Consider the following 23,666-nt stretch of genomic DNA (forward strand, 5'->3'; position numbering starts at 1 on the left):
CCCGTTACTCCTTGTTGCTGAAGCCGGAGAGACCGAACGAGGTGATCAACGCCCGGTTCTGCTCAAGCTTGTTCGTGGTTTCGTCATCCGCGCCGGTCTCGGCGTTGATGTCGGGGTTCTTGGTGCCGTTCATGGCAGCCGTGAACAGCGCAGCCGGAACGCCTGCACCAGGGGCCGGTGCTTCCGCCGTGGCCTTGGGTTCCTCGGGGAGGTCCGCCAGATATGCGATGGCTTCGTCAGCCGGCATACTGGTCTTGAGGGCGGCGCTGAGCGCTGCCTTCGGGCGAGCCTTGCCGGCGTCGGAGCCGATGATCGCGGTGAGACGCGCCATTGCGGCAACAGCGCCTTCCTTGTGCCCTTCCGCCTTGCCCGCATTGGTGGCTGCGAGGATGCCTGCGTCGTGGTCGGCCTGTGAAATATCGGCCATCTCTTCTTCTCCTTCGGAAAATGTGGCCTCAAAGGCCGTTACTGCGTCGTCCAGGGCGCCGACAGCATCGGCCAACCCATTTTCGATCGCCTGTTGAGCCATGAACGTGTGCGCGTCGGTGTCATCGACCGCCTTCACTTCCAGTGACCGATTCCTCGCCACGCTGGCGACGAACTGCTTGTGGAACTCATCCACGCGCTCTTGAATCCGCTCACGGGCGCCGGGAGAAAGCGCCTCGTATGGGTTGCCCTCCATCTTGTCGGGCTTGGAGCGGATGATGTTGATCGTGATGCCGGAGTTCTCCAGCATCTTCGAATATTCGAAGGCGGTCACAACCACGCCGATCGAGCCGACACCACCGGTGCGGGCGACCGTCACATGATCCGCCGCCGAGATGATGTTGTATGCGGCAGAGTAGGCGTGTTCAGCAGCGAAGCCACGGATCGGCTTGGTGCCGCGCACCGCGAAGATGCGGTCGACGAGATCGAAGTTGCCGGCAACCATGCCGCCGCCCGAGTTGACGATCAGAGCAATGCCCTTGACCGCCGTATCGTCGAGGCCGCGCTTGATCGCCTCCCAAATGTACTCGTAGCCGGTCGCGTAGCCGCTGAAGGCATAGGGAAAGTCATTCAGCAGGACGCCCTTGACCGGGACGTAGAGGATGCCGTTCTTCACGACATAAGGGCGAGCCCAACTGTTGTTGCCCCAAAAGTCGTCCGAGTCGCCGGCCTGCTCAGCCTGCTCGACTTCACCGAGGCGAGCCGCGACGGCCGTCAGGCAGCCTTCGAGCCAGGCACGGTGGCCTTCGTCGATGAGTGCCGGCTGATCCTGGAACCGTGCGAGGATCGGGTTCATTACTTTCCACCTCCGTCGCGCGGCGATGCCGTCAGCGAATTCTGCATATCTTTGCTGTTCTGGTCGTAGATCGAAGGGTTGCCGTAGCTGGCATCCAGCGCACGCTCGCGGCCGATCTGACGGGCGGTCTTGCGCCAATCGCTGCCCGACATCTTCGCGATCTCGACTTCCTTGGTGGACAGGCCGCCCTTGATCTTGAGCAGGGCCGCCTGTGTTTCCTTGAGCGGGTCGATCTGACCCTGGCCGGCGCCAATCCACTCGCAAGCGCTGTACGCTTCGGCGTTCAGGGCCTCGTAGAATTTCGGCACATTGCGGCGCTTGAGGGTTTCCAACTTGTTGTAATTGATGGCTTCTTCGAGCCACAGGCGATAGACGAAGTTGGCCGTGGCATCGGCGACCATTTTCTTCTTGGCCTGCATCGTCTTCCAGGTTTCACCCATCGCGGCGCGCGCCGACGAGTAGTTCGTCTGCGTGTAGTCGCGCGAAAGCTGCTCGTAGGAGACGCCGAGCGCCGCCGCGATGTAGCGCAGCAGGCTCTGTTCAAACTTGTCGCCCATCGGGCCGTTGGCGCCGGGGTTCTGAATCTTGAGATGCGTGCCAGGCGCAAAGATCGGAATCTTCGCTCCGTCCATGTGCAGGTTCGTGGCGCCGCTCGAATACTTGGCAATCGCGGCGAGATAATCGTCCATCCACGCCGTCGTCGGGTTGCCTTCGCCTGCTGCCGAACCCATCGCGGCGGTCACGTCGGTCGGGATTTCCGATTCGATCGAGGCGGCGTAGGTCGCGGAGACCACGGCCCTTTCCAGTTCGGTCTTGCGGAAATGCTTCGTCATCCGCATCTCGGTCAGCGCCGAGACGATTTTCGAGATGCCGCGCGTCTGGTCGGCGCGAAGCTGCTCGAACAGGTGCAGGATCATCGGGCGGCCCCATGACTTGCGGGCCGGGACGCGGGTCCACTGCATCGCGGAAATGTCGAGGGCGTTGAAGAACGGCCCTTCGCTCGGATGCGAATTGCGAATGTGATAGGCAACCGGGGCGCCGCGACGATCGCGCTCGACACCATTGCGAATGAAACTGTTCGACAGGAACGCCTTATCGAGCGGCGTGGACAGCCGGTCGGCGTCGATCATCTGCATGGCCACGCGGAACGGACGGCCGTCATCGGGCATCCATTCGGCCGAGGCGAGCACTTCGCCGCCGCTCATGTCGACGCCAACAGCCAGCCGAATCTGCGAGGTGAAGTTGTTGCGACGTGCGGCGTCGATCCAGTTCTGCGGGCTCTCGGCGAACAGGCTGAATTTGGTCTCGACTTCTTCCTGGTATTCGTTCTCCCAGGTTTCGTCGTCCTTGCCCCAAAGCACCTTCGTCTCGGGCTTCGAGTTCAACTGGAACTGCGCGCCAACGATGGAGTCCTTGTAGATCGCGGCGCCACCGGCCACGTAGGCGTCGTTGCTGAACGTGTCGCGGACGCGGGCATCGAGCGAGGTCTTGGCGGGCAGCAGATCGGCGTCGGCCGACCGCAGCGCCGGCTGCCACCGAGCAAGCCGATCGGTGCGCGAGGCACCATCATAGGCAACACCGCCCGCTGCCACCGCCGAGGCAACGGGCGGCTGCACCGCATGGGACACCGGGGAGACTTCGGCGTCTGGTCCAAGCAGGTCTGTGAGATCGAAATCGGTCATCCCCACGTCGGCCTCAACGGCTTGACGACGGCGGCCGTGCCCGCAAGATCGGCTTCGAGGCGTTTGATATAGGCCCAAAGGCGAGAGGCGTTGGCGCTGGTGTAGCGAATGGATTCGCCGTTGCTGTCGCGAATCTCCGCAGCCGCCTCGCCGATTTGCAATCGGTGATAGGCCGCTCGGGCATCTGCAAGAAGTTCGGCGGTGGTCGCCATTGATCATCCAACGCTGGGTTTCACGTATGAGTAGCCGAAACGTGAAACTTATGCAATATGTAATTGATTATCACTATAAAAGTGAAATCTAAGCGAGCAGTTTCCCTAGCTCAGCGAGGCTGAGCTTCTTCGAGACAACCGGCGCGACTGGAGCCTCGCCGCCGAACACCATGTCGTTGGCGTCCCACTCTGCAGCCCAGGACGGCGGCTCGTCGTAATTGATGCGATCGATGTTGAAGGTCACGTAGGGCACGGTCAACTCGATCGGGCGAATGGCCAGCCCGAGCGCGTAGTAGGCCAAATCGAAAGTCTCGTTGCGACGCTTGCGCGGATTTTCCCAGCCCTTGTCGGTGCGAATTTCCGTGGTCATCTGGTTGTAGAACCAACCCGGCATCCAGTCGGGGTAGCGCAACATCCCACCCACGGTCTCATCCTCTCCGGTGTCCTCGACACGGCGGGCCAGCATCGTGGCGACGCGATCTTTCATCAGATTCGAATGCAGCAGGATCACCGGCACGTCACCCTTGGCAATCGCCAGCTTCCCCTTCTGGCTCGAGTCCGGCCAAGTCGTGCGCGCGTGCGGTGCACCCTTCGAGGACTCACCCTTCACGAGGCAGAACCGACGATGGAGACCATCAGCGCGCTTCCGTAGACGGCGCCAGAAGTTATAGGCGTGACCTGTAACGCCCTCGGCGCCGCCGCTGTCGCCGCCAGTCGCTCGGATGCGCATCCGACGCCCGCTGCCATCCGCCAGTGGATAGGTTTTCAGGATCACCCCGTCGATCAGAACATCCCAATCCTCGGCGAAGGCAGCCGGGTCAATCGGCAGGCGTTCGCCGGCACCGTTCAGACGGTTGGACAGCCGCAGCTTAAAACCGTCGATCACCACCATGTCGCCGGTCGCGGTGAAGCCGTGGACCTGGACGACGAAGGCGGCCTTCTGCACGTCTACCGTAGCGATCTGGAAGCGAACACCGTGCGGAACGGAGGGCTCATCTTCGGTGGAGCCCCAATCCTCTCCCATGTTCTTCAGGTCTTCCGGCGACCGCTCCGACAGGCGACCCTGCGGTATGTAGTAGGAGCCCTGATCGGTCGTGACCGTTTTGCGCAGTGGGCCATCGTCACCGGTGTCTTCAAACGCCTTGAGGGCGCGCAGGTTCTTCTCGACCAGTTGGCCCCAATCCTGGTAGGCGGCGGCCGGCCCTTTCATCCAGAACGACGCGATGCTTGATCGCTCGGCCTTCATGCCATTGCGCTCGACGATCGCACCCTCTGGCGTCCAGATCATGCCCTCCTTGACCCACCGGCCGTTCCAGTTGAGTTCGTCCTTCATGTCCGGTTCGAGGATGCCACCGCAGACGGGGCACGCCATGTAGGTCTGCTCGCGCGCCTCCATGATGCTTGCACCCTCGGGATAGCGCAGCAGCTTGAAGTCGGGCTCGAACGCCTCGGTGCAGTGCGGACATTTCCAATACCAGCGGCGGCGGTCGCCACGGTTGTACAGTTCGAAGATGCCTCGGATCGGCGGCGCCTCATGCGGCGTCGAGGGCGTCCATTTCGGGTCTTGGATTTCTTTGTTCGGATTCGGCGAGGCTTCCGCCACGGTCATGCCGAAGCGCTTGAATGTGGTGGTTCGCATCTGCGCCAAGTCGAACGGGTTACCTTCGCCGTCAACGTTGTCATCCATGCGCTCGTAGTCGATCAACCACACGCGGCCGACCGTGATGCCGGATAGGTTGCTCGATGTCGGGTAGGTCAGGATGAACCGCATTCCCGAATCGAATTCCTTGTCGAAGGTGTTGTCGTCCTTCCGATTGGTCAGTTGGTGCTCACGGATTTTCGTGGACGCCTGCAGGTAGCGTTCGAGATCGCCCTTTGACCACTTGCGCGCATTCTCGCGGTCCATGTGGACATAGAGCATGTCGGCAGGGTCGGTTTTGACGGTGTGGGAAAGCCAATTTAACGACATCATCGTTTTGCCGGTTCTCGCCGGCCCGATGAAGATCATTCCCTGTTTTTCGAGACTGTTTAGTTCGTCCTGCGGCTCTTGGAGGTACGGCGTCCGCCGAAGTGACCATGGCGTGCTGTGGCCGCCCCCGCTGCCGATGCGAGTGTATGCTTCGCCTGCCTCCGTCACGGTCATGCGTGCGGCCGGCTGCAGGCTCTCGAAACCTCGGACGACAATGCTCTCGATGGTCTGGTGCCGGGCTCTGTCGATCAGTTCTTCAACTGACGGCGGCCTCATTCTCGCGGTCATTCGTCACCCAGGTCTGGCCGCGTGTCGGTGCCTGCAAGCTCCTTCTCGACCTCACGGGAATGCGCGTTCGTCTGGAACTCGCGGGGCAGGTCTTCGAGCTTCAACTTGATCTGCGTGTTCATCTCGTTCACGCGGTCGACAAGGAATCGATACTGCTCGTCGGTGAGTTGCTGGCGGCCGGGCATATCCTCGATCCACATCTTGCTTTCCTGGCGGATCAGCATCGAGACGCGGGCGAAGGTCATCAGCACGTCCTCATCGTGCCAAAGCTGGCCGGCGAGAGTCAGGGCGCGGATGCGGGCATTGGTCATTTCCCAATACGCCTTGGAGACGATCGGGGGCAGCGATGCCTGGTTCTGCTGCGCCAGCCAGTCTTCGATGCTGCCCTGCGGGGCGATCAGATACGACATGCCGGTGATGAAGTCGTATTGTGGCTGCTGCTTGTTGCCGTGGGCGCGCCACGCAATGGCCGGGCACTTCTCAAGCCGCTTCTGGATTTGCTTCGGCTGCACGCCGAGGATGTCGGCGAAGAATGTAATGCCTACCGGACGCCGGAACGCCGTGTAGTGCGGCAGTGGGTTTGCCATCTGCTGTTCCAGCTTGGCAGCCGCTTCCTCCCTCGTCGGGCGTCCGCGCTTCGGGCGCAGCGCCTCGGGCTCGTCGCCGAGCAGGTCGCCGAAATCGTCGTCGATCACGCTGAGTCCCTGTCCAATTCATCGAGAAAGCGGGCTCGGGGTTTCCGGCCACCGCTGCCGCACATATCGGGATGGCATCGCTTACCGTATGGGCCTTTGTCGGGGAGCCACCGCAGCCGCCTCGGCTCGCGGATCAGTTCCTGCGACGGCGCATCATGGTCAGCCATGGAGAACGCCGTCGATCCATGTGCCGACCTCGGCCTCGCTCCACCTGGCGACCTTGTGCGAGACACGTCGTTGTTTGGGGAACGCGCCGGCCGCGATGCGCCGGTAGATTTCGGTGCGGGAAAGCCCGGTCAGCGCTTTGACCTGATCGAGCTTCAGTAGACCTTCCAATGCCATTTTCACGTCTCCAGGTGTTGGATACGTTAATATCACTTTTAACGTGACTTTCAAGCGCAAACGGCGTAGATGTCAATTATTGATCCGGGTCACCGGGTTTTCGCATAGCGGTAAATGCCCCACGGCGAAGGGAGGTTGTCATGTAGATCGCGGCGCAAGCGCGCACTTCGGCAGACGGAGACCCATCCTCACATGACTGCACAATACGAACCTGAAATCCGCAAAAGGAGTTTCCCAATGAAGTTTTCTGCCAATCTCTGGCGCTGTGTCTTCTCGACGCTGGCCATCGCGTGTCTGACGCTCAGTTTCTCGATCGGCCGTCTCGCCGACTTCTCCCTTTCGGCAACCGACGAGATCAAGCTCCAGGCAGCCGTGGTCGCCCCGGTTCCGGCCGACACCGCCACGCTCAACGGCGCCCTGCGCTCGATCGAGATCCGCACCGCGCTCGAAGACACTCAGCGACTGCGATTCGAACTCGGCTGATTTCGTCTTTCGACGCTGCTGGTTTACCTGCAGCCCACCCCGCCCATCGTGGCGGGGTTTTTTGTTGCGCCAACTTGACTATTTGCCGCCAACCGGTAAAAGCCGTGTGTCATCGGCGCAGCCCTTTTTGCGTCTGTTGGGGAATAGGTTAACGGTAGACCCGCAGACTCTGACTCTGTTAGTCCTGGTTCGAATCCAGGTTCCCCAGCCATCTCCCCATGGGTTGCCTTTCCCCTCGTCAACGCCGATATAGCGCCTCATAGAGCAGGCGACACAGGCGACCACTGAATGGCAATCATCTATGACGGCAAAAGCACGCGCGGCAATTACACGCCGATTAACCTGGACAACGCGGACGGCACCAGGGGCTTCCTGTCGCATTTCAACAACTACCTGTTTTTGAAATTCGTCGCCAACAACCCGGAGTCCACTCTCAACGAGCGCATCGACGCCGAGAATGAGATGATCCTTTGCGAGAAGAAGCTTGAGTTTTGGGAACGTCATCCGCGCTTCGTTCTGTCGGCCGCCATTCGGCAGATCAGCATTCTGAAATCTCACTACCGCATGGATTTCGGAGACCTGAAATACCCGACGCTGGCGCCGCGAGCGGACGAGAAGAACAAGACCCCGTTCACTGAATTTCGATCCGGCGAGAAGCGTCGAGTTCGAAAGAGATAGTTCAGCCCAGCAAGTCTGTCAGATCGGTGTCCTTGGCCAGCAGAAACTTGCTGTAAAAATCCATCATGCGAATTCTTTCCGGCAGATAGAGCGCCGCGTTGTACGCGGACCTCACCTCGTCGAGCGGCACATGGCTTAGTTGGCGCTCGATCGCATCGGGCCGGAAAAGTCCGCTCTCGTTGAGCACCGTCGAGGCCGTGGTCCTGAAACCGTGAATCGTCGCGCGTGATCGGTAGCCCATCCTATATAAAGCAAACAACAGGGTGTTCTCCGAGATCGGCTTGTAACCTTCGACGCCCGGAAAGACCCACTCGCTGCCGTTCGATTCCTCTCTCAGCTTTTCGAGCAGCCCTTGCACATGCGACGTGAGCGGAACGATGTGCTCCTTCTTCATCTTCATTCGCTCTCCGGGAATGCGCCAGGTGTCACCCTTGAACTCTTCCCACTTGGCATATCGAAATTCAGCGGTCCGGACGAAAGTGTGAGCAACAAATTCTATGCCGAGCGCGGTCTGCTTTTCCCCGTCGTAGGCGTGCAATTTTTTGAAGAACTCGGGCAACGCTTCTTCGCGCAGCGCCGCTCGATGTTTCTGCCGTGGGGCTCTCTTCATCGCGTCACGCAGCGGGGCGGCAGGGTCGATCTTGGCCTTGTTGTCGGCCACCGCCCACCGGAAGATACCGCTCACTGTCTGGCGGACTCGCTTGGCCATTTCCAGTGCACCGCGATCTTCGATGGTCCGCAGCAACGCCAGCACCTCCGAAGGCTCGATCTCAGCCACATCCTTGTCGCCGATCGCCGGCAGCACATCATCCTCGATCCTCGACCAAATGCGATCCGAGTAGGACGACACCCATCCTGACGCGCGGCCGTTGAACCAGGCTTTCGCGACCGTGCGGAACTTCCGGTCGTCGGCAACAATATGATCGCGCATTGGGTCTTTCCCCGCTGCCAGCGTCGCCTTGGCCTCGTCACGCGTCGTCCGCGCAGCGAGCAGGGTGACGCCCGGATAAACACCGATCGAAAGGGTCTTCTGCTTGCCTTCGAAACTGTAGTTCATCCGCCATAGCTTCGATCCTGTCGTCTTCACAAAGAGGTAGAGCCTCCCCGAATCGGAAAGCTTGTAGTCCTTTTCGGCAGGCTTGGCGTTTCGACAGGCGGTGTCGGTCAGGGCCATCGCATTTCTCCCGTGTGGTATCGTTGAATCCAATACCACACCAGATACCACATAGCATATTGGGTTGCATTGGGACGCATGGGAATGCATCTGAACGATTTACCGTGGGTTTGCAAGGAGTTGCGCGGCAGAGTGGGACGCATTGGGAGGCATCGGGACCCTTCGAGAAGGGCGAATGGTGGGCCCGGAGGGACTCGAACCCCCAACCAAGCGGTTATGAGCCGCCGGCTCTAACCATTGAGCTACAGGCCCCACGCGGGCTGGATTAATGTTTTTCATGTCGCGGCACAAGGCTTTCCCGACAGGCTTTCGGAGATCGCCCAAATCAACCCATAATCGCGCTCTACGCGACGCTTGCGACTTGATCGCGGACCAAGGAGATTTTTCATGACCAGACATCTTTTGCCACTCGCGCTCGCCGCCGCAATCGCTTTTCCGGCGATGGCTGGAGCCGCCGATTTGCCGACGCCGCCCCGTATCATTGTGTCAGGCGAAGGCGAAGCAACCGTAGCGCCTGATCTGGCTATCCTGACGCTGAGCGTCATGCGCGAGGCCAAGACCGCGCGCGCCGCCCTTGACGCCAACAACGATGCCATGGCCGCCGTGATCGCGGCGATGAAGTCGGCCGGCATCAAGGACCGCGACCTGCAGACATCAGGCATCCAGATCAACCCGCGCTACAACTACACCAACAAGCCGGACGGCAGCCAGCAGGCCGAACTGATCGCCTACCAGGTGACCAACACGCTGTCGGTGCGTGTGCGCGATGTCGACAAGACCGGCGAGATTCTGGACAAGGCGGTATCGCTCGGCGTCAACCAGGGCGGCGGCATCGCCTTCACCAATGACGACCCGGCGGCCACCGTCACCGAGGCTCGCAAGAAGGCGGTTGCCAATGCCATGGCCAAAGCCAAGACGCTGGCCGAGGCGGCTGGCGTCAGCATCGGCCGGGTGCTCGAGATCACCGACCAGAACATCGCGCCGTCCCCGATGCCGATCAACGCCAAGGCCTTCGATGCCGCGCCGGGCGGTGGAGCTCCGGTGCAGGCCGGCGAGAATTCCTACAATGTCCAGGTCACCGTCACTTTCGAACTGAAGTAAGCGGCTCCTGACGATCCGTGGACGAGCCATGCTCGGCCACGGATCACCAACCAGTACCATCCATGAAAAACCCCGCGGGATTGCTCCCGCGGGGTTTTTTCGAGCCACGCTCAGGCTGATCTTCGAAGGCTGGTCTTCGCAGAAGATCATGCCGCCAAGATCATGCCTCCGAGCTGAACTCAGCGATATATAACCGGGCAGCCGCGCTCATTGGCGAACACGATGACGACGCGGTCGCCGTCCTGGCGGCCCACCACCTTCACCGCCCGACCGTTGACGTCGACGATGCGGGCACGACGGAGGCCCATGCGGTCGGCCTTGTCGAGGGCGCGGTCCGGCGAACAGCCCCGACGCCAGTCGCCACGGCGTTCGTCACGGCGATGGCGATAGCCGTCGTCACCGGCATAGACGCCGAAACGCGTGTCGTTGTTGTTGCCGAAACCGAGATAGAGGCTGTCGGCATGAGCGGGAATGGCCGCCAGCGTGCCGAGGCCGACCAGCGCCGAGAGGGCTGCCGTCTTGATCGTGTTGAACATCGTCTTCTCTCCTTTTCGCGGGCTTTCGCCCGTCCTCGTGAACCGATAGGGGGGGAGAATGCACTTGCCTGTCTGAACTTTTTGCGAACCGGCTGTTCATCTCCGGTTCATGTCGCCTGAGCACCGACGTGGCGCATGGCAACCGACCGCTAAAACGATTTCACCCGCAACGCCAGGCCGCACTGCCGGTTTCGACACCGGCCAATTTGCAATCAGGGCTCGTCGCCTCGGCGCGAGCCCTACGGCTCGTCGTCTCGGCGCGAGCCTCAGGGCTCGTCGTCCAGCATGTAGTCGAAATAGTCTTCCGGCTCGGCAAGATCGGTCTCGCTGGCCTTGACCCGGCCGCGCATCGAGATGCCGGCCTCATGCACGGTCTCGGCACTGCCCGACACCAGCCGGTGCCACCAGTAGAGATCACGGCCCTCGGCCACCAGCCGGTAGGCGCAAGTGCTGGGCAGCCAGCTGATGGTGCGCACATTCTGCGGTGTCAGCCCGACGCAGTCGGGAACGCGCGCCAGCCGATTGGCATAATCCGAGCAGCGGCAGCTCTGCGCGTCGAACAGCCGGCAGCCGACGCTGGTCCAGTAGATCTCGCCGGTGTCCTCGTCCTCGAGCTTCGACAGGCAGCATTTGCCGCAACCGTCGCAGAGCGACTCCCACTCGGCCGGGCTCATCGCCTCCAGCGTCTTGGCTTTCCAGAATGGCGTTTCCATTCCCGGGATGTGGCCCCGGCCGCCGGCAAGGTCAAGCGTGGCAATGGCCCGAATGCGGCACAGCCAGGCGAAAGACACGAAGTTGCCTTCAAAAGGCCGGCCAATCGCCCCGTACGGCCTCTATCCGAAGCAAACTGGAACCAATCGGCCCAAGATCGGTTTCGGCAAGGATGGGACCCCACAAGGAGAGTTTTCGATGAAACGCCAACCACGGATTCTGGCAGGCACCGCACTTGGCCTGCTGATGGCATCCGCGCCGTTGGGCGCGTTCCCGCTTCAGGGAAGTGCCGCGTCCGGCCCCGCCCAGCACACGTCAGCCGCGTTCATTTTGGCGCAAGCAGCGTGCGCCGAGGGTGAATCGGCCGAGGCCTGTGCACAGAAGCAGCAAGCGGAGCCGAAACAAAAGCCCGAGAGGAAGAAGGCCGAGCCACAGCAGCAGGCGGCGCCCGCCCAGAGCGAGCAGCCCGCCGAGCAGAAACAGCCGCGCAAGAAGGCGGCGGAGCAACAACAGACGGCACCCGCCCCTGCCGAGCAGGCCGCTCCGGCAGCCGAAGAGCAGCAGCCGCGCAAGAAGAAGCGTGATCAGCAGCAGACTGAGCAGGCACCGGCGCAAGCGGCCCCCGCAGAGCAGGCCGCGCCAGCCGCGGAGCAGCCGAAGCCGCGCAAGAAGAAGAACGATCAGCAACAGCAGACCGAAGCGCCGGCCGAACAGGCACCCGCCGGCCAGGCAGGACCCGCCAACGACAATCAGCAGGGCGAACAAGCCAAGCCACGCAAGAAACACAAGCAGGACCAGCAGGCGGCGCCGACCGAGGTAGCGCCGGCCGTCGAGCCCGCGCAGAAACCGGCGGTCGAGCCTACGCAGAAGCCCGAAAGGCAGAAGAAGCCTGTTGATGCCGCCAAACCAGCCGTCGTGCCGGAAGCCGCCCCGACGCCGACCGAGAAGGCAGCTCCTGCCGGAGAGGCGAAGCCAAAGGTCGAGCCGGCTCCTGCCGGCGAAGAGCCTGCGGCCCAGGGCGAGCAGCCGCAGGACAAAACCAAGAAGCACGGCAAGAAACCAGCAGGTGAGCAGCCTGCCACTGGCGAGCAGCCGGCAAACGGCGAGAAGCCGGCTGCCGGTGAGCAACCTGCCAATGGCAAGAAACCCGTCACCGCTGAACAACCCGCCACCGGCAAGCAGCCAGCCAATGGCGACAAGGCCGCGCCTGTCCAGGGCGAAAATCCTGTGCAGGGCGAAGCGCCGGCCGATCCGAACGCCGCTCCCCTACTGGACAGCCAGAAGGATGCCGAGCGCAATGGCGGCGGCAGGAAGCGTGGCGACAAGAACGGCCAGCAGCAGAATGGTGGGCAGAATGCCCAGAAAGGCGGGGATCAGGGCAAGAAGCCCGTGGTCGCGCCTGTCGATCAGGGGCCGCCGCCCACCGACGACAAGGCCGCCCAGCAGGAGATCAAGTCTGAAAAGATGGTCCCGGTGACCGAAGAAAAAGGGAAGCGTCTCGATCGTGCGCCCGACGAGAACATCCGCGACCGCCGCCGCCCCAAGGGCGTCGACGTGCTCAAGGAAATCGGCGACCGCGTCATCATCCAGCTCAACGACCAGACGATCGTCCAGAGCAATGACGGCTCGCGCATGAACCGCGGCGCCAAGGATGTCTACTATGAGGATCTGCCGCAAGGCCGCACACGCGAGACCGTCGAGCGCGGCAATGGCGTCCAGATCGTCACCATTCGCAACCGCTACGGCGATGTCATCCAGCGTTCGCGCATCACGCCCGATGGCCGCGAATATGTGCTGAGCTATGTCGACGAGCAGAACTATCAGGATGAGGGCGACTGGCGCGATCCCGGCGACGACCTGCCGCCGATGCGGCTGACCATCCCGCGCCGGCAGTACATCCTCGATTCCGAGAACGTCGAAAGCCCTGATGACTACTACACCTTCCTCGAACAGCCGCCGGTGGAGAAGGTCCAGCGCCTCTATTCGATCGATGAGGTCAAGCGTTCGGCCCGCGTGCGCGACATCGCACGCCGCGTCGACCTCGACACGCTGAACTTCGAATTCGGCTCGGCCTCGATCTCCGACACCGAGGTGCAGAAACTCGAGGGCGTCGCCAACGCCATGGAGAAGCTGTTGAAGAAGAACCCGGCCGAGACCTTCCTGATTGAAGGTCATACCGACGCCGTCGGCACGCCGGAGGCGAACCTGGCCCTGTCCGATCGTCGCGCGGAATCGGTGGCCGAGGCCCTCACCAATGCCTTCGGCATCCCGCCGGAGAACCTGACGACGCAGGGCTATGGCGAGGAGTATCTGAAGGTCAACACGGCGGCGCCCAACCGCGAGAACCGGCGTGTCGCCATCCGCCGCATCACCTCGCTGGTAGCACCTGTCGCCAGCAACAATTAGGTCATGATTTCAAAACCATGACCTAGTTTGCGGACTCCGCGCGAGAAGCAACCATCCCCGGTCCTGCCGGGGATGGTTCGACGTGCCAGGTTAAACAAGAATTGTACCGGCATCAGGCCGGCTCATTGAATCGCGGGCCTGCCCACACCAGATTCTGGACTGGGCATTCCCTGCCCCGTCCCGACTCCAGCGGGATGCATTGAGCCCCGCCGGTCCCTCTCCGGCGGGGTTTTTTGTCTTGCAAACAGGGACGACCTGACTGAAATACGGCCGACGACCTCACGGCCCGCTATCCCAAGAGAACCAACCGGAACCACTCTATGAAGCGTCTCGAATCGAATCGATCATCCTTGCCTCCCGCTGGCTGCTGGTCGTTTTCTATCTCGGGCTGGGCGTGGCGCTGGCCGTCTATGCCCTGTCCTTCGGTAAGAAGCTCTATGAGTTCGTCACCGTGGCCTTCACGCTTGGCGACACCGACACCATCCTGAAAATGCTCGGGCGGATCGATGCCGCGCTGGTCGCCTCGCTGGTGGTGATGGTCATCATCTCGGGCTACGAGAACTTCGTCAGCCGCTTCGACGATCAGGACGGCGGCGTGCATTGGCTGGGCACGATCGACGTCGGTTCGCTGAAGGTCAAGGTCGCCTCGACCATCGTCGCCATCTCGTCCATCCACCTCCTGCAGGTGTTCCTCAACTCGTCCTCTTACACGACCGAACAGCTGATGTGGCTGACCATCATCCACCTCGCCTTCGTCGTCTCGGCCTTCATGCTGGCCTATATCGACCGGCTGATGGGCCTGAGCAAAGGCAAGAAGGACGAGGCGTGAGGCTTGCGCAGTCCTGTGCTTGTTGGCATTCGGGAAAATTGATACCATCTATTGGTATTGGAGATTCATCATGCCCAAGAACACCTCCATCACCCTAGGCGATCAGTACGACGCCTTTATCCAGCGGCAGATAGCGAAGGGCCGTTTTGGGTCGGCAAGCGAAGCCGTTCGGGCCGGTCTTCGTCTTTTGGAAGAACAGGAACTCAAGCTCGAGCAACTCCGGTCTGCCATCGATGAGGGAGATATGTCAGGCGATCCGGAGCCATTCGACTTCGATGCCTTTCTAGAGTCAAAGAAGCGCGGATGAAGCGAACCGTTAGGTTCTCACCAACCCAAGCATCTTTAAAACGTATTCCTGATCTTGGTATCAGAATTCGCGAACACCTCGTCCGGCACAAAAAAATCGCCGGCCAGCGGCCCGGTCGCGCCTGGCGCATAGACCGAAAAGTCGCTGACGCCCTCGGCGCGCAGCACCTCCTCATCAATGTAGAAATGGCCGGTGGCCTCGCGCGATGGCCGCATGAAGATCGCGTGCGCGGCATCGGCCATGATGTCGGGCAAACGGCTCATCGCCGCCACCGTGGCGCCACCGAGCAGATTGCGCACCGCGGCAGTATCGATGGTCGAGATCGGCCATAGCGAATTGACCGCGATGCCGTCCTTGGCAAACTCAGCGCTCATGCCCAGCGTGCACATCGACATGCCGAATTTGGCCATGGTGTAGGCGACGTGGTTCTTGAACCATTTGGCCTTCATGTCGAGCGGCGGCGCCAGATTCAGGATGTGAGGATTCTTGGCTAACTTCAGGTGCGGAATGCACATTTTGGAGACGAGGAACGTGCCGCGCGTGTTGATCTGATGCATCAGGTCGTAGCGCTTCATGTCGGTCTCAAGCGTACCGGTGAGCTGGATGGCGCTGGCATTGTTGACACAGATGTCGATGCCGCCGAATTTTTCCACGGTCTTTGAAACCGCCTCGGCAACCTGCGCCTCCTCGCGGATGTCGCAGAGCACGGGCAGTGCCTTGCCGCCGGCCTGCTCGATCTCTTGCGCCGCCGTGTAGATCGTGCCCGGCAGCTTCGGATGCGGCTCGGCGGTCTTGGCGGCGATCGTTACATTGGCGCCGTCGCGCGCGGCACGCAGCGCGATCGCCAGCCCGATGCCGCGCGACCCGCCGGAGATGAACAGCGTCTTTCCCTTGAGCGACATTTTTCCTCCGCTACCCTTGCACGTCTTTGAGTGATCCTTGCCCGCGTCGCTGCCGGATACAAGAGCTTGCGCGGCGACGCCATGGTGATGCTGCGGAGGCTGGCGTAGGTGAGCACAGGAAACCCTTGGATTTAAAGAGCGACCGATATATATTCTATACAAACAGGTAGATTGTAGAATGGCTCTGTCCATCAAGAACATGGAAGTCGAACAATTGGCACGCGAACTCGCCCGCCGCCGCCGCGTGTCGGTGACGGAGGCGATCCGCCAGAGCCTCGAGCGCGAAGTGGCGCGCGAGCGGCTGGTGCCGCGCGACGAAACCGATGACTTGTTTCAACGGTTGATGGCGATTGCCGATAGCGCCGGAAAAGTTCCCAAGCGCGAGAATGCGATGACCGATGACGAAATCCTCGGATACGATGAGTTCGGAATCCCAACGAAATGATCATCGATTCCTCGGTCTTGGTCGCCATTCTGCGCATCGAACCAGGCTACGAACGTTTCGTTCTGGCGATCGCACAGGCCAAGAGGCGGCTGCTGGCAGCGCCAACCTTCCTCGAAACGACAATGGTGCTCGCAGGGGGCCGGCAAGATGACATCCTGGATCGCCTCGATAGCTTCCTGCGCAGCTCCTCGATTGAGACGATCGCCTTTACCGCCGACCACGCCGCCGTCGCCCGCCAAGCGTTCCTGCGCTACGGCAAGGGTCGGCACCCGGCGGCGCTGAATTTCGGCGACTGCATCGCCTACGCCACTGCGCGGCTCGAAGCCATGCCACTGCTGTTCAAGGGCGATGATTTCCGGCTGACCGACATCGAGGCGGCAATCTGATTAGACCAGCACCAGCCCCTGCCGCATCGCAATGGCAATGGCATCGGTGCGGTTGGCGGCACCGAGCTTGATCAGGATCGCGGCGACGTGGAATTTCGCCGTGTGCACGGAAATGTTGAGCCGCCGCGCGATCACCTTGTTGGGGGCGCCTTCGGCCAGCAGCGCCAGCACTTCCGCCTCGCGCGGCGACAGTGCGGGGCGGGTGGCGGCGCCATCGTCGAGCGGTTCTTCGCCGAACAGCCCGCCGTCGCTTCCGGCTCCGTTGGCTGCATCATCGCGGTCGAAATCGTCATGGCGATCCGGCGTCGAACGCCCGTCGCTGGACACTCGGTAGCCGGCCGCCGCCAATCTGGCGGCGGCGGCGATCAGCGTTGCATCCGCCCCCAGGGGTAGAACGGCAAACACCTGGCCTTCGGGCCGGCCAGCGCGGACCGACAGCAGTACCCGTGGCGCGGCGGTATTGCCGCCACCCCTGGCCCGATCGGTCCATGCCCCGCTGTCCGCAACGGCGTCATCAACGACGGCGACATCGACAATCGCGCCGCCACCAACCAGGACTGGGAGCAGATCGTCAGCCATGGCCAGCGAGGCTGACAAGCGCTCGGCGCGCGCGGCGTCACGGAGCGCGATCAGCACCACCAGCCGTCGCTCGCCGCCCGCCACCTCCTGCCTTGTCAGCGCCTCGCTTTCCATCGATCCTCTCAGCTCAGCGGCTTTTCGCCGATGGTGAGTTGAACATCGCGCTGCTCGCCGCCGCGCACCACTCCAAGCGTCACCGAGACGCCGGCGCTGTCGGGTCCGAGCCTGCGGATCAGGTCGCGCGGGCCATGCACGGCCTCGCCGTTCCACGCCACGATGATGTCGCCAAGCGAAAGACCGGCGGCCTTGGCCGGGCCTTCGTCGTCGAGGCTCATCACCATGGCGCCATGCGCGTCGCGGTCGCGCACCGGATGCAGCCCGGCGCCAAGATAGCCGCGGGCGACATGACCCTTTTCGCGCAGGGTCGCCACCGCCCGTTCGATCGTCTCGTAAGGCATGACCAACGCCCGGTGGCGCGGCCCGAACAACAGCATGCCGATCAGCGCGCCCTTGGCATCGAGCACCGGGCCGCCCTCGAAACGGCCGCCGGCACCGACAGCAAGATTGATGCGCCGGTCGATGGTGCCGCCGCGCATCGAGCGCCAGGCCGGGCCGACCTCGCCCACCGAACCCGACACAGCCAGCGCCGATCCCCGGCTGTTGCCGATGGCGATGGCGACATTGCCGGGCCGTACCGCATCGGCCTTGGCCAGCGACGCGGTATTGGACGCACCGGCCGGCTTCAGCAGGGCGACGCCGGTCGAAGGATCGCGGCCGACGAGTTCGGCCTTCACCGTCTCGCCCGAAGCCAGCGTCAGCTCGATTTCCTCGCCAGCCTCGACGGCCTCCTCGGCGGTGACGAAATAACCGTCGCGCCAATGGAAGGCGCTTGCCGTGCGATGATGATGCGTGGCGAAACTCGCCGTTGCCGGTGTCGCCTTGGCGACGAGATCGGCGATGGACTCGGAAAATGCGCTCAGATTGAATTCGCTCATAGGGGTCTCCTGGGTTTCTTGCATAGCCCAGATATCGCTCGACGGCGCGCTCGGAGGTACTCGCCTGACGGCTAGTTGCCGGCTTGACTGGCCATCTGGTCAGGTCGCGGCGGTTCCAGCCGCTCTGCACATATAGTGCGTGTCGCCCAAAAGTGCTCAGCGGTTTTGGGATAACGACCCGCACAGGAAAAGACCACGTTACGACCGAAAACACGGAGCCCGCCGATGGCCCTCGCCGCCACCAAATTCCAATCCGACGACACATTGCTCGACGCCTATTCGACGACGGTCGCTGATGCCGTCGACCGCATCGGCCCTGCCGTCTGCCGCATCGAGCGCATTGGCGGTCAGGGCGGCCATGGTTCCGGCTTCGTCATCGCGCCGGACGGGTTGGTCGTCACCAATTTCCATGTCGTGGGCGACGCCAAGACGGTGCGTGTCTCGATGCCGGATGGGTCATCCAGCGAAGGCCGCGTGCTTGGCCGCGACCCCGACACCGACATCGCCCTGGTGCGCGCCGACGGCAGCTTTGCCGATGTCGCGCCGCTGGGCGATTCCAAGCGGCTCAGGCGCGGCCAGATCGCCATTGCCATCGGCAATCCGCTCGGCTTCGAATGGACCGTCACTTCGGGCGTCGTCTCGGCCCTCGGCCGCTCGATGCGCGCCTCCACTGGCCGGCTGATCGACGACGTCATCCAAACCGACGCCGCGCTCAACCCCGGCAATTCCGGCGGGCCGCTGGTGTCGTCGGCCGGCGAGGTCATCGGCGTCAACACCGCCATGATCCATGGCGCGCAAGGCATCGCCTTCGCGGTCGCCTCCAACACCGCCAACTTCGTCATTTCGGAGATCATTCGCTTCGGCCGCGTGCGCCGTGCCTTCATCGGCGTCTCGGCCGATACCACCAACCTGCCGCGCCGCGCAGCCCTCCTGTCGCAAGTATCGACCAGCACGGCGGTGCGCCTGCGCAGCGTCGAGAAAGATGGCCCGGCGGCCAAGGCCGGCCTGAGGGAAGGCGACATCATCGCCGCCATCGACGGCCGTCCGGTCACCGGGGTCGACGACCTGGTGCGCATGCTCGACGCCGAACGCATCGGCCGCGAGACGCTGTGCACCGTGGTGCGCCGCACCGGCGTCAGCCAGGTGACGGTGATGCCGGCGGCGCGCAGCTGAGGTCTATCGCCGATCGAGCACCCGCCTGAATGCCGACATCAGATCGCCGGTCGGAGCGAGTCGGGATCGCATCGGCCTGCCCTGATGTCGATGCTTCGCGACGACATCCGAAGGGCTGCCTGCTTTCACACAAGCAGTTACTTGGAATATTTTGCCTTGCAGGCAGGGCTCAACTCGCTGATGTGCTTCTTGAGGCACGACGCGGCCCGACCCACAGGTGTTTTTGAGCAAAGCCGCTTGTAATCGGGAGCACAAGGCGATGCGGTGTGCATCGAGTGACCGCCTTTCGCATCCACCAGTCCGGCTGCGAAGAGACCGATGACGGCGGCAAGGCCTGCAACAGAAACTGCTTTGAACATGGATCCCTACTCCTTGAGACGGGGCAGACAAGCACCTTATCCCCGGGTAAGCTATTGCTAATGGCTTATGCCTGGGTAAGCCATTGCTAATGTTGCACGACTTCGTGATGCTAAGCCGCCGGGCGCGTGCATTGGCAGCAGGACTTTTTTTGCCAGGGCCATTGGTTCAATTCCCAGCCGCACCCTCCGCATATTGCGCCAGGAACGCCTCGCTGGGCGGGATCGGCTTGATGACGTCGATCAGCACGCCATTCGGATCCCTGGTGATGAAATGGCGTTGGCCGAAGGGCTCGTCGCGTAGCGACCGCAGGATCGGCAGGCCGGCCGAGAGGATCCGCTCGTAGACAGCATCCGGATCGCGGACCTCGAAATTGATCAGCAGGCCCGATGCGCGTCCCCGCCCCTCTTCGGGGATCGTCTCATGATCGCCCTGGACGATGCCAAGATTGACTCTGCTGTTGTCCACCGATTGCAGATGCACGTACCAATCGCTCTCGAACAGCGGCTGGAAGCCGAAATGCTCGACATAGAAAGCCGCCGTGCCGGCGACGTCGCCGGTCATCAACACCGGATAATAGCTCGTGGTCTTCATCTTTCCTTCTCCCGTCAAATAACATACAGTCTGCATGTAAATTGAATTAACATACAGGCTGCATGTATGCAACAGGAATCCGCGCGCCGCTCCAACCGCGACCGCACCGAGGCGACGCGCGCCGACCTGATCGCCGCCGCGCGAAAACTGTTCACCGAAAAATCCTATGCCGAGACCGGCACGCCCGAGATCGTCGCTGCAGCCGGCGTCACGCGCGGCGCGCTCTACCACCATTTTGCCGACAAGCAGGCGCTGTTTGCAGCCGTGGTCGAGCAGGAGGCAGCGACCGTGGCTGACGAGATCGAGCGCGCCTCGCCGCCCGCGCTCGATGCCCGCGACGCGCTGATTGCCGGCTCGGATGCGTATCTTGCCGCCATGCGAGCGCCCGGCCGCACGCGGCTGCTGTTGCTCGATGGTCCGGCCGTGCTTGGCCGCGCCGCCATGGACGCGATCGACAACCGCCACGGCAACCGCTCGCTGCGCGAGGGCTTGGTCGCCGCCATGCGGGCGCAGACGATGACGAGATTGCCGGCGGAGGCGCTGACCATGCTGCTCGCTTCCGCCTTCGACCGGGCGGCACTGGCCATCGAGGCCGGTTCGTCGCCCAAGGATTACCGCGTCGTTCTCATGGCGCTGATTGATGGACTGTCTCCGGCTCTTCCTCGGGCACCTCGCCCGGTTCGAACTCGTTGAAGCAGCCGAGTTGGCGCTTGAACTGCTCGATCAGCCAGGCCGCCGCCGGCTTCGGACTGCGATCGTTGCGGTGCATGGCAAACAGTGGCGAACTCACCTCCTTGAAAGGCTCGAGATCGAGTTCCACCAGCCGGCCGCTGGCCAGATCGTCGGCGATCAGCCAGCGCGGTAGCCCGCCCCAACCCAGTCCCTCGCGCATCAGCGTATGCTTGGTGCGCATATCCGTCAGCCGCCATGTGCGGTAGGCAAAGACGCCGTAATCGCGCCCCTTGGTGCGCTCGGACTGGTCGGTGACGACGAGCTGGGTGTGTTCGCGCACATCCTCGATCGCCACCGGTTTCGGTAGCAGCGCCAGCGGGTGGCTGGGTGCCGCGGCCGGCACCATCGACATGAAGCCGATGCGCACAAGATGCACGTCGACCTCGCCGAGCAGACCGCCAATGCCGAGATCGGCCTGTCCATTGACGACATAATCCGGGATCAGGCCGAGCGTGCCCATATGCAGGCGCAGCATCACGGTCGGGAACTGCGCTTCGAACGCCTTCAACACGCGCACCAGCACCGGCGATGGCAGCGCCACATCGACCGACAGCGCGACTTCGGCCTCCAGCCCCTGATGGTGGCCGTCGACGCGCGAACGGATACGCTGCAGCACGCCGACCATGCGCCGCGCATCCTCCAGCATCGCCCGGCCGATCTCGGTCAGCTGCGGCTCGCGCGTGCCGTCGCGCTCGAACAGTTTCAGCCCAAGCTGCGCCTCGAGATTGGCAATGCCATAGCTGATGACGGATTGCGCGCGGTTGAGCTTGCGGCCGGCGGCCGAGAAACTGCCGGTTTCGGCGACGGTCACAAAGATCTGAAGTTGGTCGAGCGTCGGATTGGGCTGCATGATCATATCCACTTTATGGATGGATAGTATAGAAAATATACCAGTTTTTCAAATGGGTCGATGGCCCCATATCCAGCGAGACAAATTATTTCAAACCCCTGGAGAGCCCACAATGTCCATCCTTCTCGTCACATCGAGCCCGCGCGGCGCTGCCTCGCACTCGACCCGCATTGCGACTGAATTCGCTGAAAAGCTTGTCGCCGCCGACCCGTCGAACACGCTTGTCGTGCGCGACCTCGTCGCCAATCCGCTGCCGCATATCGATGCCGACTATGCGACCGGTATCTACACGCCGGCCGAAGCGCGCACCCCGCGCCAGGCTGAAGTGGTCGGCGTCTCCGACGTCGTGCTCGACGAACTGTTCGCCGCCGACACGGTGATCCTCGCCACCGGCTTCATCAACTTCAACATCTCCTCGACGCTGAAGTCATGGGTCGATCACGTAGCCCGCTCCGGCAAGAGCTTTGCCTATGGCGAGAATGGCCCCAAGGGCCTCGTCACCGGCAAGAAGGTCTACATCGTGCTGGCTTCCGGCGGCATCTATTCCGAGGGTGCGGCCGTGCAGATGGATCACGCCATTCCTTACCTGCGCAGCGTGCTCGGCTTCATCGGCATGACCGATGTCGACGTCATCCGCATCGAAGGCGTCGGCATGGGTCCTGACGCGGTGACCGCCGCGCTCGCCAAGGCGACCGCCAAGGTCGATGCCGTGGTGGCGGTGAGCCGGGAAATCGCGGCGGCCGCATAAAGCGCCGATCATCATCCGCATCGAAAGGCAGGCGCCCGCGCCTGCCTTTTTTGTTCTAGCCGATCAGGTGTCTCAAAAGACCCGCCGAAGCGACCCCGATCAGCACGGTCGGCAGCATGGAGAGACGCGTTGCGGCGGCAAAAGTGATGGCCAGCGCCAGAAGGTCGGCGGGATTCCTCGACACGAAGGCCGGCGCGATCACCGAGATCAGCACGCAACCGGGTGCCGCCTCCATCACCGCCGTGGCGCGGGCGCTGAGCGTGCGGTTACACAGCACGACATAGCCGCCGATCCGGGTCAGATAGGTGACGCCGGCCATCAGCACGATGGTAAGAAGCGTCGTCGCGTCGATCATGCTTCTCTCCACAAGAACCAGGCCGAGACCAGTCCCGACAGCGCGCCCGCCGCGACATACCAGGCGCCGGGAACCATGAGATAGGTCAGCGCCGCGACGGCGAGGCTGACCAGCCAGGGCCGCGCGGCGGCCATGCCTTTCCACATGCCGCGCATCAACACCAGGAAGACGGCCGGGAACGCCATGTCGAAACCATAGGTCTCGACATGGCCCAGCATCGGCCCGAGCAAGGCACCCAGCGTGGTGAAGACCACCCAGGTGAGATACATCGCCAGCGCCGCACCCATATAGTAGCGCGGGCTGAAGGCCGGCGTGATGCCCGCCGCGGCCCGCTGCCTGGCGTCGGCAAGGCCGAGCGCCCAGCTTTCGTCGCATAGGAAAAACAACGCCGGGAACATTTTGCGCCGCGGCAAATGGCGCAGGAACGGCGCCAATGCCGCCCCCATCAGCAGATGGCGGCTGTTGACCAGGAAGGTGATGGCAACGATGAGCACGATGTGCGGCGGCGACGTCCACAACTGGATCGCCGCGAATTCCGACCCCCCGGCAAAGTTCAGCCCGGTCATGACAGACAGTTCGACGACGCTCAGGCCTTTCTGGGTGGCCTGGGCGCCGAGCACCAGCGCATAGGGGATGGTGCCCAACAGCACCGGCGCGCATGAAGCCACGCCACGACGGAACTCGGACCCCGAACCGTCGCCCGCCGTCTCGACTGCCTGTGAAATGCTCATGCTTTGCCATCGGCCGGCCTCGCGGCCGCCGCTTCCGGTTGCGTCTGGAATCTCGTGATGTCGGCGGCAAACATACCGATACCCACTCGCAATTTGGTTGCGAAGACTGTTGTATTTCACCGAA

Annotated in this window: 28 protein-coding genes and 2 tRNA genes; 12 read left to right on the forward strand and 18 right to left on the reverse strand. The window is 62.6% G+C overall.

Features of this window, described 5'->3' with window-relative positions; genetic code table 11:
• Positions 1 to 4: 4 nt before the first annotated feature.
• From BPNPMPFG_RS12800 to BPNPMPFG_RS12825, 6 genes are all read right to left on the reverse strand, one after another.
• On the reverse strand, positions 5 to 1,282 hold the full coding sequence (locus BPNPMPFG_RS12800) for a S49 family peptidase (protein WP_258595737.1): 1,278 nt from the start codon (positions 1,280 to 1,282) through the stop codon (positions 5 to 7).
• A complete protein-coding gene (locus tag BPNPMPFG_RS12805; RefSeq protein WP_258595738.1) occupies positions 1,282 to 2,964 on the reverse strand; it encodes a phage portal protein in 1,683 nt (560 codons plus the stop codon). Before BPNPMPFG_RS12805 ends, BPNPMPFG_RS12800 begins: the two co-directional genes overlap by 1 nt.
• Entirely contained in the window at positions 2,961 to 3,176 is a 216-nt protein-coding gene (gene gpW / locus BPNPMPFG_RS12810; RefSeq protein WP_258595739.1) for a gpW family protein, read from the reverse strand. Before gpW ends, BPNPMPFG_RS12805 begins: the two co-directional genes overlap by 4 nt.
• Positions 3,177 to 3,264: 88 nt before the next feature.
• Complete coding sequence (locus BPNPMPFG_RS12815; RefSeq protein WP_258595740.1) at positions 3,265 to 5,433, reverse strand: terminase gpA endonuclease subunit; 2,169 nt, start codon at positions 5,431 to 5,433, stop codon at positions 3,265 to 3,267.
• The gene (locus BPNPMPFG_RS12820; RefSeq protein WP_258595742.1) at positions 5,430 to 6,128 is read right to left on the reverse strand and encodes a DUF1441 family protein; all 699 of its coding nucleotides are present in this window, start codon (positions 6,126 to 6,128) and stop codon (positions 5,430 to 5,432) included. The genes BPNPMPFG_RS12815 and BPNPMPFG_RS12820 overlap by 4 nt, the downstream gene beginning before the upstream one ends.
• Before the next feature lie 159 nt (positions 6,129 to 6,287).
• Positions 6,288 to 6,470 (reverse strand): helix-turn-helix transcriptional regulator, encoded by a 183-nt coding sequence (locus tag BPNPMPFG_RS12825; RefSeq protein WP_258595743.1) that lies wholly within the window; start codon positions 6,468 to 6,470, stop codon positions 6,288 to 6,290.
• A gap of 237 nt (positions 6,471 to 6,707) precedes the next feature.
• Here BPNPMPFG_RS12825 and BPNPMPFG_RS12830 point away from each other — a divergent pair, with 237 nt between their 5' ends.
• The 3 genes from BPNPMPFG_RS12830 (at position 6,708) to BPNPMPFG_RS12840 (ending at position 7,631) form a co-directional block, all read left to right on the forward strand.
• The gene (locus BPNPMPFG_RS12830) at positions 6,708 to 6,953 is read left to right on the forward strand and encodes a hypothetical protein (RefSeq protein ID WP_258595744.1); all 246 of its coding nucleotides are present in this window, start codon (positions 6,708 to 6,710) and stop codon (positions 6,951 to 6,953) included.
• A gap of 137 nt (positions 6,954 to 7,090) precedes the next feature.
• Positions 7,091 to 7,164: transfer RNA gene (locus BPNPMPFG_RS12835), tRNA-Gln, on the forward strand.
• A gap of 77 nt (positions 7,165 to 7,241) precedes the next feature.
• Positions 7,242 to 7,631, forward strand: coding sequence for a hypothetical protein (locus BPNPMPFG_RS12840; protein ID WP_258595745.1), 390 nt, complete (start codon positions 7,242 to 7,244; stop codon positions 7,629 to 7,631).
• A 1-nt stretch (position 7,632) separates the two neighbouring features.
• Here BPNPMPFG_RS12840 and BPNPMPFG_RS12845 read toward each other — a convergent pair whose 3' ends face one another.
• A complete protein-coding gene (locus tag BPNPMPFG_RS12845) occupies positions 7,633 to 8,805 on the reverse strand; it encodes a tyrosine-type recombinase/integrase (protein ID WP_258595746.1) in 1,173 nt (390 codons plus the stop codon).
• A gap of 176 nt (positions 8,806 to 8,981) precedes the next feature.
• A tRNA-Ile gene (locus BPNPMPFG_RS12850) sits at positions 8,982 to 9,057 on the reverse strand.
• Positions 9,058 to 9,192: 135 nt separating this feature from the next.
• On the opposite strand from BPNPMPFG_RS12850, the gene BPNPMPFG_RS12855 reads away from it, so the two are divergent.
• A complete protein-coding gene (locus tag BPNPMPFG_RS12855; RefSeq protein WP_258595747.1) occupies positions 9,193 to 9,906 on the forward strand; it encodes an SIMPL domain-containing protein in 714 nt (237 codons plus the stop codon).
• 179 nt (positions 9,907 to 10,085) lie between these two features.
• On the opposite strand, the gene BPNPMPFG_RS12860 is transcribed toward BPNPMPFG_RS12855, so the two are convergent.
• Both BPNPMPFG_RS12860 and BPNPMPFG_RS12865 read right to left on the reverse strand, forming a co-directional pair.
• Positions 10,086 to 10,442 carry a hypothetical protein gene (locus tag BPNPMPFG_RS12860; RefSeq protein WP_258595748.1) on the reverse strand — a complete coding sequence of 119 codons (357 nt, stop codon included), beginning with the start codon at positions 10,440 to 10,442 and terminating at the stop codon, positions 10,086 to 10,088.
• 266 nt (positions 10,443 to 10,708) lie between these two features.
• Entirely contained in the window at positions 10,709 to 11,155 is a 447-nt protein-coding gene (locus BPNPMPFG_RS12865) for a YcgN family cysteine cluster protein (RefSeq protein WP_258596730.1), read from the reverse strand.
• A gap of 196 nt (positions 11,156 to 11,351) precedes the next feature.
• Between BPNPMPFG_RS12865 and BPNPMPFG_RS12870 the strand changes: the two genes are divergently transcribed.
• From BPNPMPFG_RS12870 to BPNPMPFG_RS12880, 3 genes are all read left to right on the forward strand, one after another.
• Positions 11,352 to 13,559 carry an OmpA family protein gene (locus BPNPMPFG_RS12870; RefSeq protein ID WP_258595749.1) on the forward strand — a complete coding sequence of 736 codons (2,208 nt, stop codon included), beginning with the start codon at positions 11,352 to 11,354 and terminating at the stop codon, positions 13,557 to 13,559.
• 394 nt (positions 13,560 to 13,953) lie between these two features.
• Positions 13,954 to 14,388, forward strand: a complete 435-nt coding sequence (locus tag BPNPMPFG_RS12875; protein ID WP_258595750.1) for a YqhA family protein — start codon at positions 13,954 to 13,956, stop codon at positions 14,386 to 14,388.
• 70 nt (positions 14,389 to 14,458) lie between these two features.
• Positions 14,459 to 14,695, forward strand: coding sequence for a type II toxin-antitoxin system ParD family antitoxin (locus BPNPMPFG_RS12880; RefSeq protein ID WP_258595751.1), 237 nt, complete (start codon positions 14,459 to 14,461; stop codon positions 14,693 to 14,695).
• A gap of 35 nt (positions 14,696 to 14,730) precedes the next feature.
• Here BPNPMPFG_RS12880 and BPNPMPFG_RS12885 read toward each other — a convergent pair whose 3' ends face one another.
• Positions 14,731 to 15,597, reverse strand: coding sequence for an SDR family oxidoreductase (locus tag BPNPMPFG_RS12885; RefSeq protein WP_258595752.1), 867 nt, complete (start codon positions 15,595 to 15,597; stop codon positions 14,731 to 14,733).
• Positions 15,598 to 15,811: 214 nt separating this feature from the next.
• Between BPNPMPFG_RS12885 and BPNPMPFG_RS12890 the strand changes: the two genes are divergently transcribed.
• Together BPNPMPFG_RS12890 and BPNPMPFG_RS12895 are read left to right on the forward strand one after the other, a co-directional pair.
• Entirely contained in the window at positions 15,812 to 16,042 is a 231-nt protein-coding gene (locus BPNPMPFG_RS12890) for a type II toxin-antitoxin system VapB family antitoxin (protein WP_258595753.1), read from the forward strand.
• A complete protein-coding gene (locus BPNPMPFG_RS12895; protein WP_258595754.1) occupies positions 16,039 to 16,428 on the forward strand; it encodes a type II toxin-antitoxin system VapC family toxin in 390 nt (129 codons plus the stop codon). Before BPNPMPFG_RS12890 ends, BPNPMPFG_RS12895 begins: the two co-directional genes overlap by 4 nt.
• Here BPNPMPFG_RS12895 and BPNPMPFG_RS12900 read toward each other — a convergent pair whose 3' ends face one another.
• Entirely contained in the window at positions 16,429 to 17,121 is a 693-nt protein-coding gene (locus tag BPNPMPFG_RS12900) for a response regulator transcription factor (protein ID WP_258595756.1), read from the reverse strand.
• Positions 17,122 to 17,129: 8 nt separating this feature from the next.
• Positions 17,130 to 18,002: a S1C family serine protease gene (locus BPNPMPFG_RS12905; RefSeq protein WP_258595758.1), complete on the reverse strand. Its 873-nt coding sequence runs from the start codon at positions 18,000 to 18,002 to the stop codon at positions 17,130 to 17,132.
• 225 nt (positions 18,003 to 18,227) lie between these two features.
• Here BPNPMPFG_RS12905 and BPNPMPFG_RS12910 point away from each other — a divergent pair, with 225 nt between their 5' ends.
• Positions 18,228 to 19,175, forward strand: coding sequence for a S1C family serine protease (locus BPNPMPFG_RS12910; RefSeq protein WP_258595759.1), 948 nt, complete (start codon positions 18,228 to 18,230; stop codon positions 19,173 to 19,175).
• A gap of 137 nt (positions 19,176 to 19,312) precedes the next feature.
• On the opposite strand, the gene BPNPMPFG_RS12915 is transcribed toward BPNPMPFG_RS12910, so the two are convergent.
• Together BPNPMPFG_RS12915 and BPNPMPFG_RS12920 are read right to left on the reverse strand one after the other, a co-directional pair.
• Positions 19,313 to 19,534, reverse strand: coding sequence for a hypothetical protein (locus BPNPMPFG_RS12915; protein ID WP_258595760.1), 222 nt, complete (start codon positions 19,532 to 19,534; stop codon positions 19,313 to 19,315).
• 166 nt (positions 19,535 to 19,700) lie between these two features.
• Entirely contained in the window at positions 19,701 to 20,126 is a 426-nt protein-coding gene (locus tag BPNPMPFG_RS12920) for a VOC family protein (protein WP_258595761.1), read from the reverse strand.
• 66 nt (positions 20,127 to 20,192) lie between these two features.
• On the opposite strand from BPNPMPFG_RS12920, the gene BPNPMPFG_RS12925 reads away from it, so the two are divergent.
• Positions 20,193 to 20,819: a TetR/AcrR family transcriptional regulator gene (locus tag BPNPMPFG_RS12925; RefSeq protein ID WP_258595762.1), complete on the forward strand. Its 627-nt coding sequence runs from the start codon at positions 20,193 to 20,195 to the stop codon at positions 20,817 to 20,819.
• Here the strand turns inward: BPNPMPFG_RS12925 and BPNPMPFG_RS12930 are convergent.
• Positions 20,752 to 21,708, reverse strand: coding sequence for a LysR family transcriptional regulator (locus BPNPMPFG_RS12930; RefSeq protein ID WP_258595763.1), 957 nt, complete (start codon positions 21,706 to 21,708; stop codon positions 20,752 to 20,754). The genes BPNPMPFG_RS12925 and BPNPMPFG_RS12930 overlap by 68 nt on opposite strands.
• A gap of 112 nt (positions 21,709 to 21,820) precedes the next feature.
• Here BPNPMPFG_RS12930 and BPNPMPFG_RS12935 point away from each other — a divergent pair, with 112 nt between their 5' ends.
• A complete protein-coding gene (locus tag BPNPMPFG_RS12935; protein WP_258595764.1) occupies positions 21,821 to 22,456 on the forward strand; it encodes an FMN-dependent NADH-azoreductase in 636 nt (211 codons plus the stop codon).
• Between the two features lie 55 nt (positions 22,457 to 22,511).
• Here the strand turns inward: BPNPMPFG_RS12935 and BPNPMPFG_RS12940 are convergent, their stop codons facing one another.
• Together BPNPMPFG_RS12940 and BPNPMPFG_RS12945 are read right to left on the reverse strand one after the other, a co-directional pair.
• A complete protein-coding gene (locus BPNPMPFG_RS12940; RefSeq protein WP_258595766.1) occupies positions 22,512 to 22,811 on the reverse strand; it encodes an AzlD family protein in 300 nt (99 codons plus the stop codon).
• Positions 22,808 to 23,542, reverse strand: a complete 735-nt coding sequence (locus BPNPMPFG_RS12945; protein WP_258595768.1) for an AzlC family ABC transporter permease — start codon at positions 23,540 to 23,542, stop codon at positions 22,808 to 22,810. Before BPNPMPFG_RS12945 ends, BPNPMPFG_RS12940 begins: the two co-directional genes overlap by 4 nt.
• Positions 23,543 to 23,666: the final 124 nt, after the last annotated feature.

This window comes from Mesorhizobium sp. AR07, from assembly GCF_024746815.1.
Classification (GTDB): Bacteria; Pseudomonadota; Alphaproteobacteria; order Rhizobiales; family Rhizobiaceae; genus Mesorhizobium.

Bases quoted from the DNA above. Each gene is read 5' to 3' on its own strand.
- BPNPMPFG_RS12800 (WP_258595737.1), bottom strand. From the start codon at position 1,282: ATGAACCCGATCCTCGCACGGTTCCAGGATCAGCCGGCACTCATCGAC.
- BPNPMPFG_RS12805 (WP_258595738.1), bottom strand. From the start codon at position 2,964: ATGACCGATTTCGATCTCACAGACCTGCTTGGACCAGACGCCGAAGTC.
- gpW (WP_258595739.1), bottom strand. From the start codon at position 3,176: ATGGCGACCACCGCCGAACTTCTTGCAGATGCCCGAGCGGCCTATCAC.
- BPNPMPFG_RS12815 (WP_258595740.1), bottom strand. From the start codon at position 5,433: ATGACCGCGAGAATGAGGCCGCCGTCAGTTGAAGAACTGATCGACAGA.
- BPNPMPFG_RS12825 (WP_258595743.1), bottom strand. From the start codon at position 6,470: ATGGCATTGGAAGGTCTACTGAAGCTCGATCAGGTCAAAGCGCTGACC.
- BPNPMPFG_RS12830 (WP_258595744.1), top strand. From the start codon at position 6,708: ATGAAGTTTTCTGCCAATCTCTGGCGCTGTGTCTTCTCGACGCTGGCC.
- BPNPMPFG_RS12840 (WP_258595745.1), top strand. From the start codon at position 7,242: ATGGCAATCATCTATGACGGCAAAAGCACGCGCGGCAATTACACGCCG.
- BPNPMPFG_RS12845 (WP_258595746.1), bottom strand. From the start codon at position 8,805: ATGGCCCTGACCGACACCGCCTGTCGAAACGCCAAGCCTGCCGAAAAG.
- BPNPMPFG_RS12855 (WP_258595747.1), top strand. From the start codon at position 9,193: ATGACCAGACATCTTTTGCCACTCGCGCTCGCCGCCGCAATCGCTTTT.
- BPNPMPFG_RS12860 (WP_258595748.1), bottom strand. From the start codon at position 10,442: ATGTTCAACACGATCAAGACGGCAGCCCTCTCGGCGCTGGTCGGCCTC.
- BPNPMPFG_RS12865 (WP_258596730.1), bottom strand. From the start codon at position 11,155: ATGGAAACGCCATTCTGGAAAGCCAAGACGCTGGAGGCGATGAGCCCG.
- BPNPMPFG_RS12870 (WP_258595749.1), top strand. From the start codon at position 11,352: ATGAAACGCCAACCACGGATTCTGGCAGGCACCGCACTTGGCCTGCTG.
- BPNPMPFG_RS12880 (WP_258595751.1), top strand. From the start codon at position 14,459: ATGCCCAAGAACACCTCCATCACCCTAGGCGATCAGTACGACGCCTTT.
- BPNPMPFG_RS12885 (WP_258595752.1), bottom strand. From the start codon at position 15,597: ATGTCGCTCAAGGGAAAGACGCTGTTCATCTCCGGCGGGTCGCGCGGC.
- BPNPMPFG_RS12895 (WP_258595754.1), top strand. From the start codon at position 16,039: ATGATCATCGATTCCTCGGTCTTGGTCGCCATTCTGCGCATCGAACCA.
- BPNPMPFG_RS12900 (WP_258595756.1), bottom strand. From the start codon at position 17,121: ATGGAAAGCGAGGCGCTGACAAGGCAGGAGGTGGCGGGCGGCGAGCGA.
- BPNPMPFG_RS12905 (WP_258595758.1), bottom strand. From the start codon at position 18,002: ATGAGCGAATTCAATCTGAGCGCATTTTCCGAGTCCATCGCCGATCTC.
- BPNPMPFG_RS12910 (WP_258595759.1), top strand. From the start codon at position 18,228: ATGGCCCTCGCCGCCACCAAATTCCAATCCGACGACACATTGCTCGAC.
- BPNPMPFG_RS12915 (WP_258595760.1), bottom strand. From the start codon at position 19,534: ATGTTCAAAGCAGTTTCTGTTGCAGGCCTTGCCGCCGTCATCGGTCTC.
- BPNPMPFG_RS12920 (WP_258595761.1), bottom strand. From the start codon at position 20,126: ATGAAGACCACGAGCTATTATCCGGTGTTGATGACCGGCGACGTCGCC.
- BPNPMPFG_RS12925 (WP_258595762.1), top strand. From the start codon at position 20,193: ATGCAACAGGAATCCGCGCGCCGCTCCAACCGCGACCGCACCGAGGCG.
- BPNPMPFG_RS12930 (WP_258595763.1), bottom strand. From the start codon at position 21,708: ATGCAGCCCAATCCGACGCTCGACCAACTTCAGATCTTTGTGACCGTC.
- BPNPMPFG_RS12935 (WP_258595764.1), top strand. From the start codon at position 21,821: ATGTCCATCCTTCTCGTCACATCGAGCCCGCGCGGCGCTGCCTCGCAC.
- BPNPMPFG_RS12940 (WP_258595766.1), bottom strand. From the start codon at position 22,811: ATGATCGACGCGACGACGCTTCTTACCATCGTGCTGATGGCCGGCGTC.
- BPNPMPFG_RS12945 (WP_258595768.1), bottom strand. From the start codon at position 23,542: ATGAGCATTTCACAGGCAGTCGAGACGGCGGGCGACGGTTCGGGGTCC.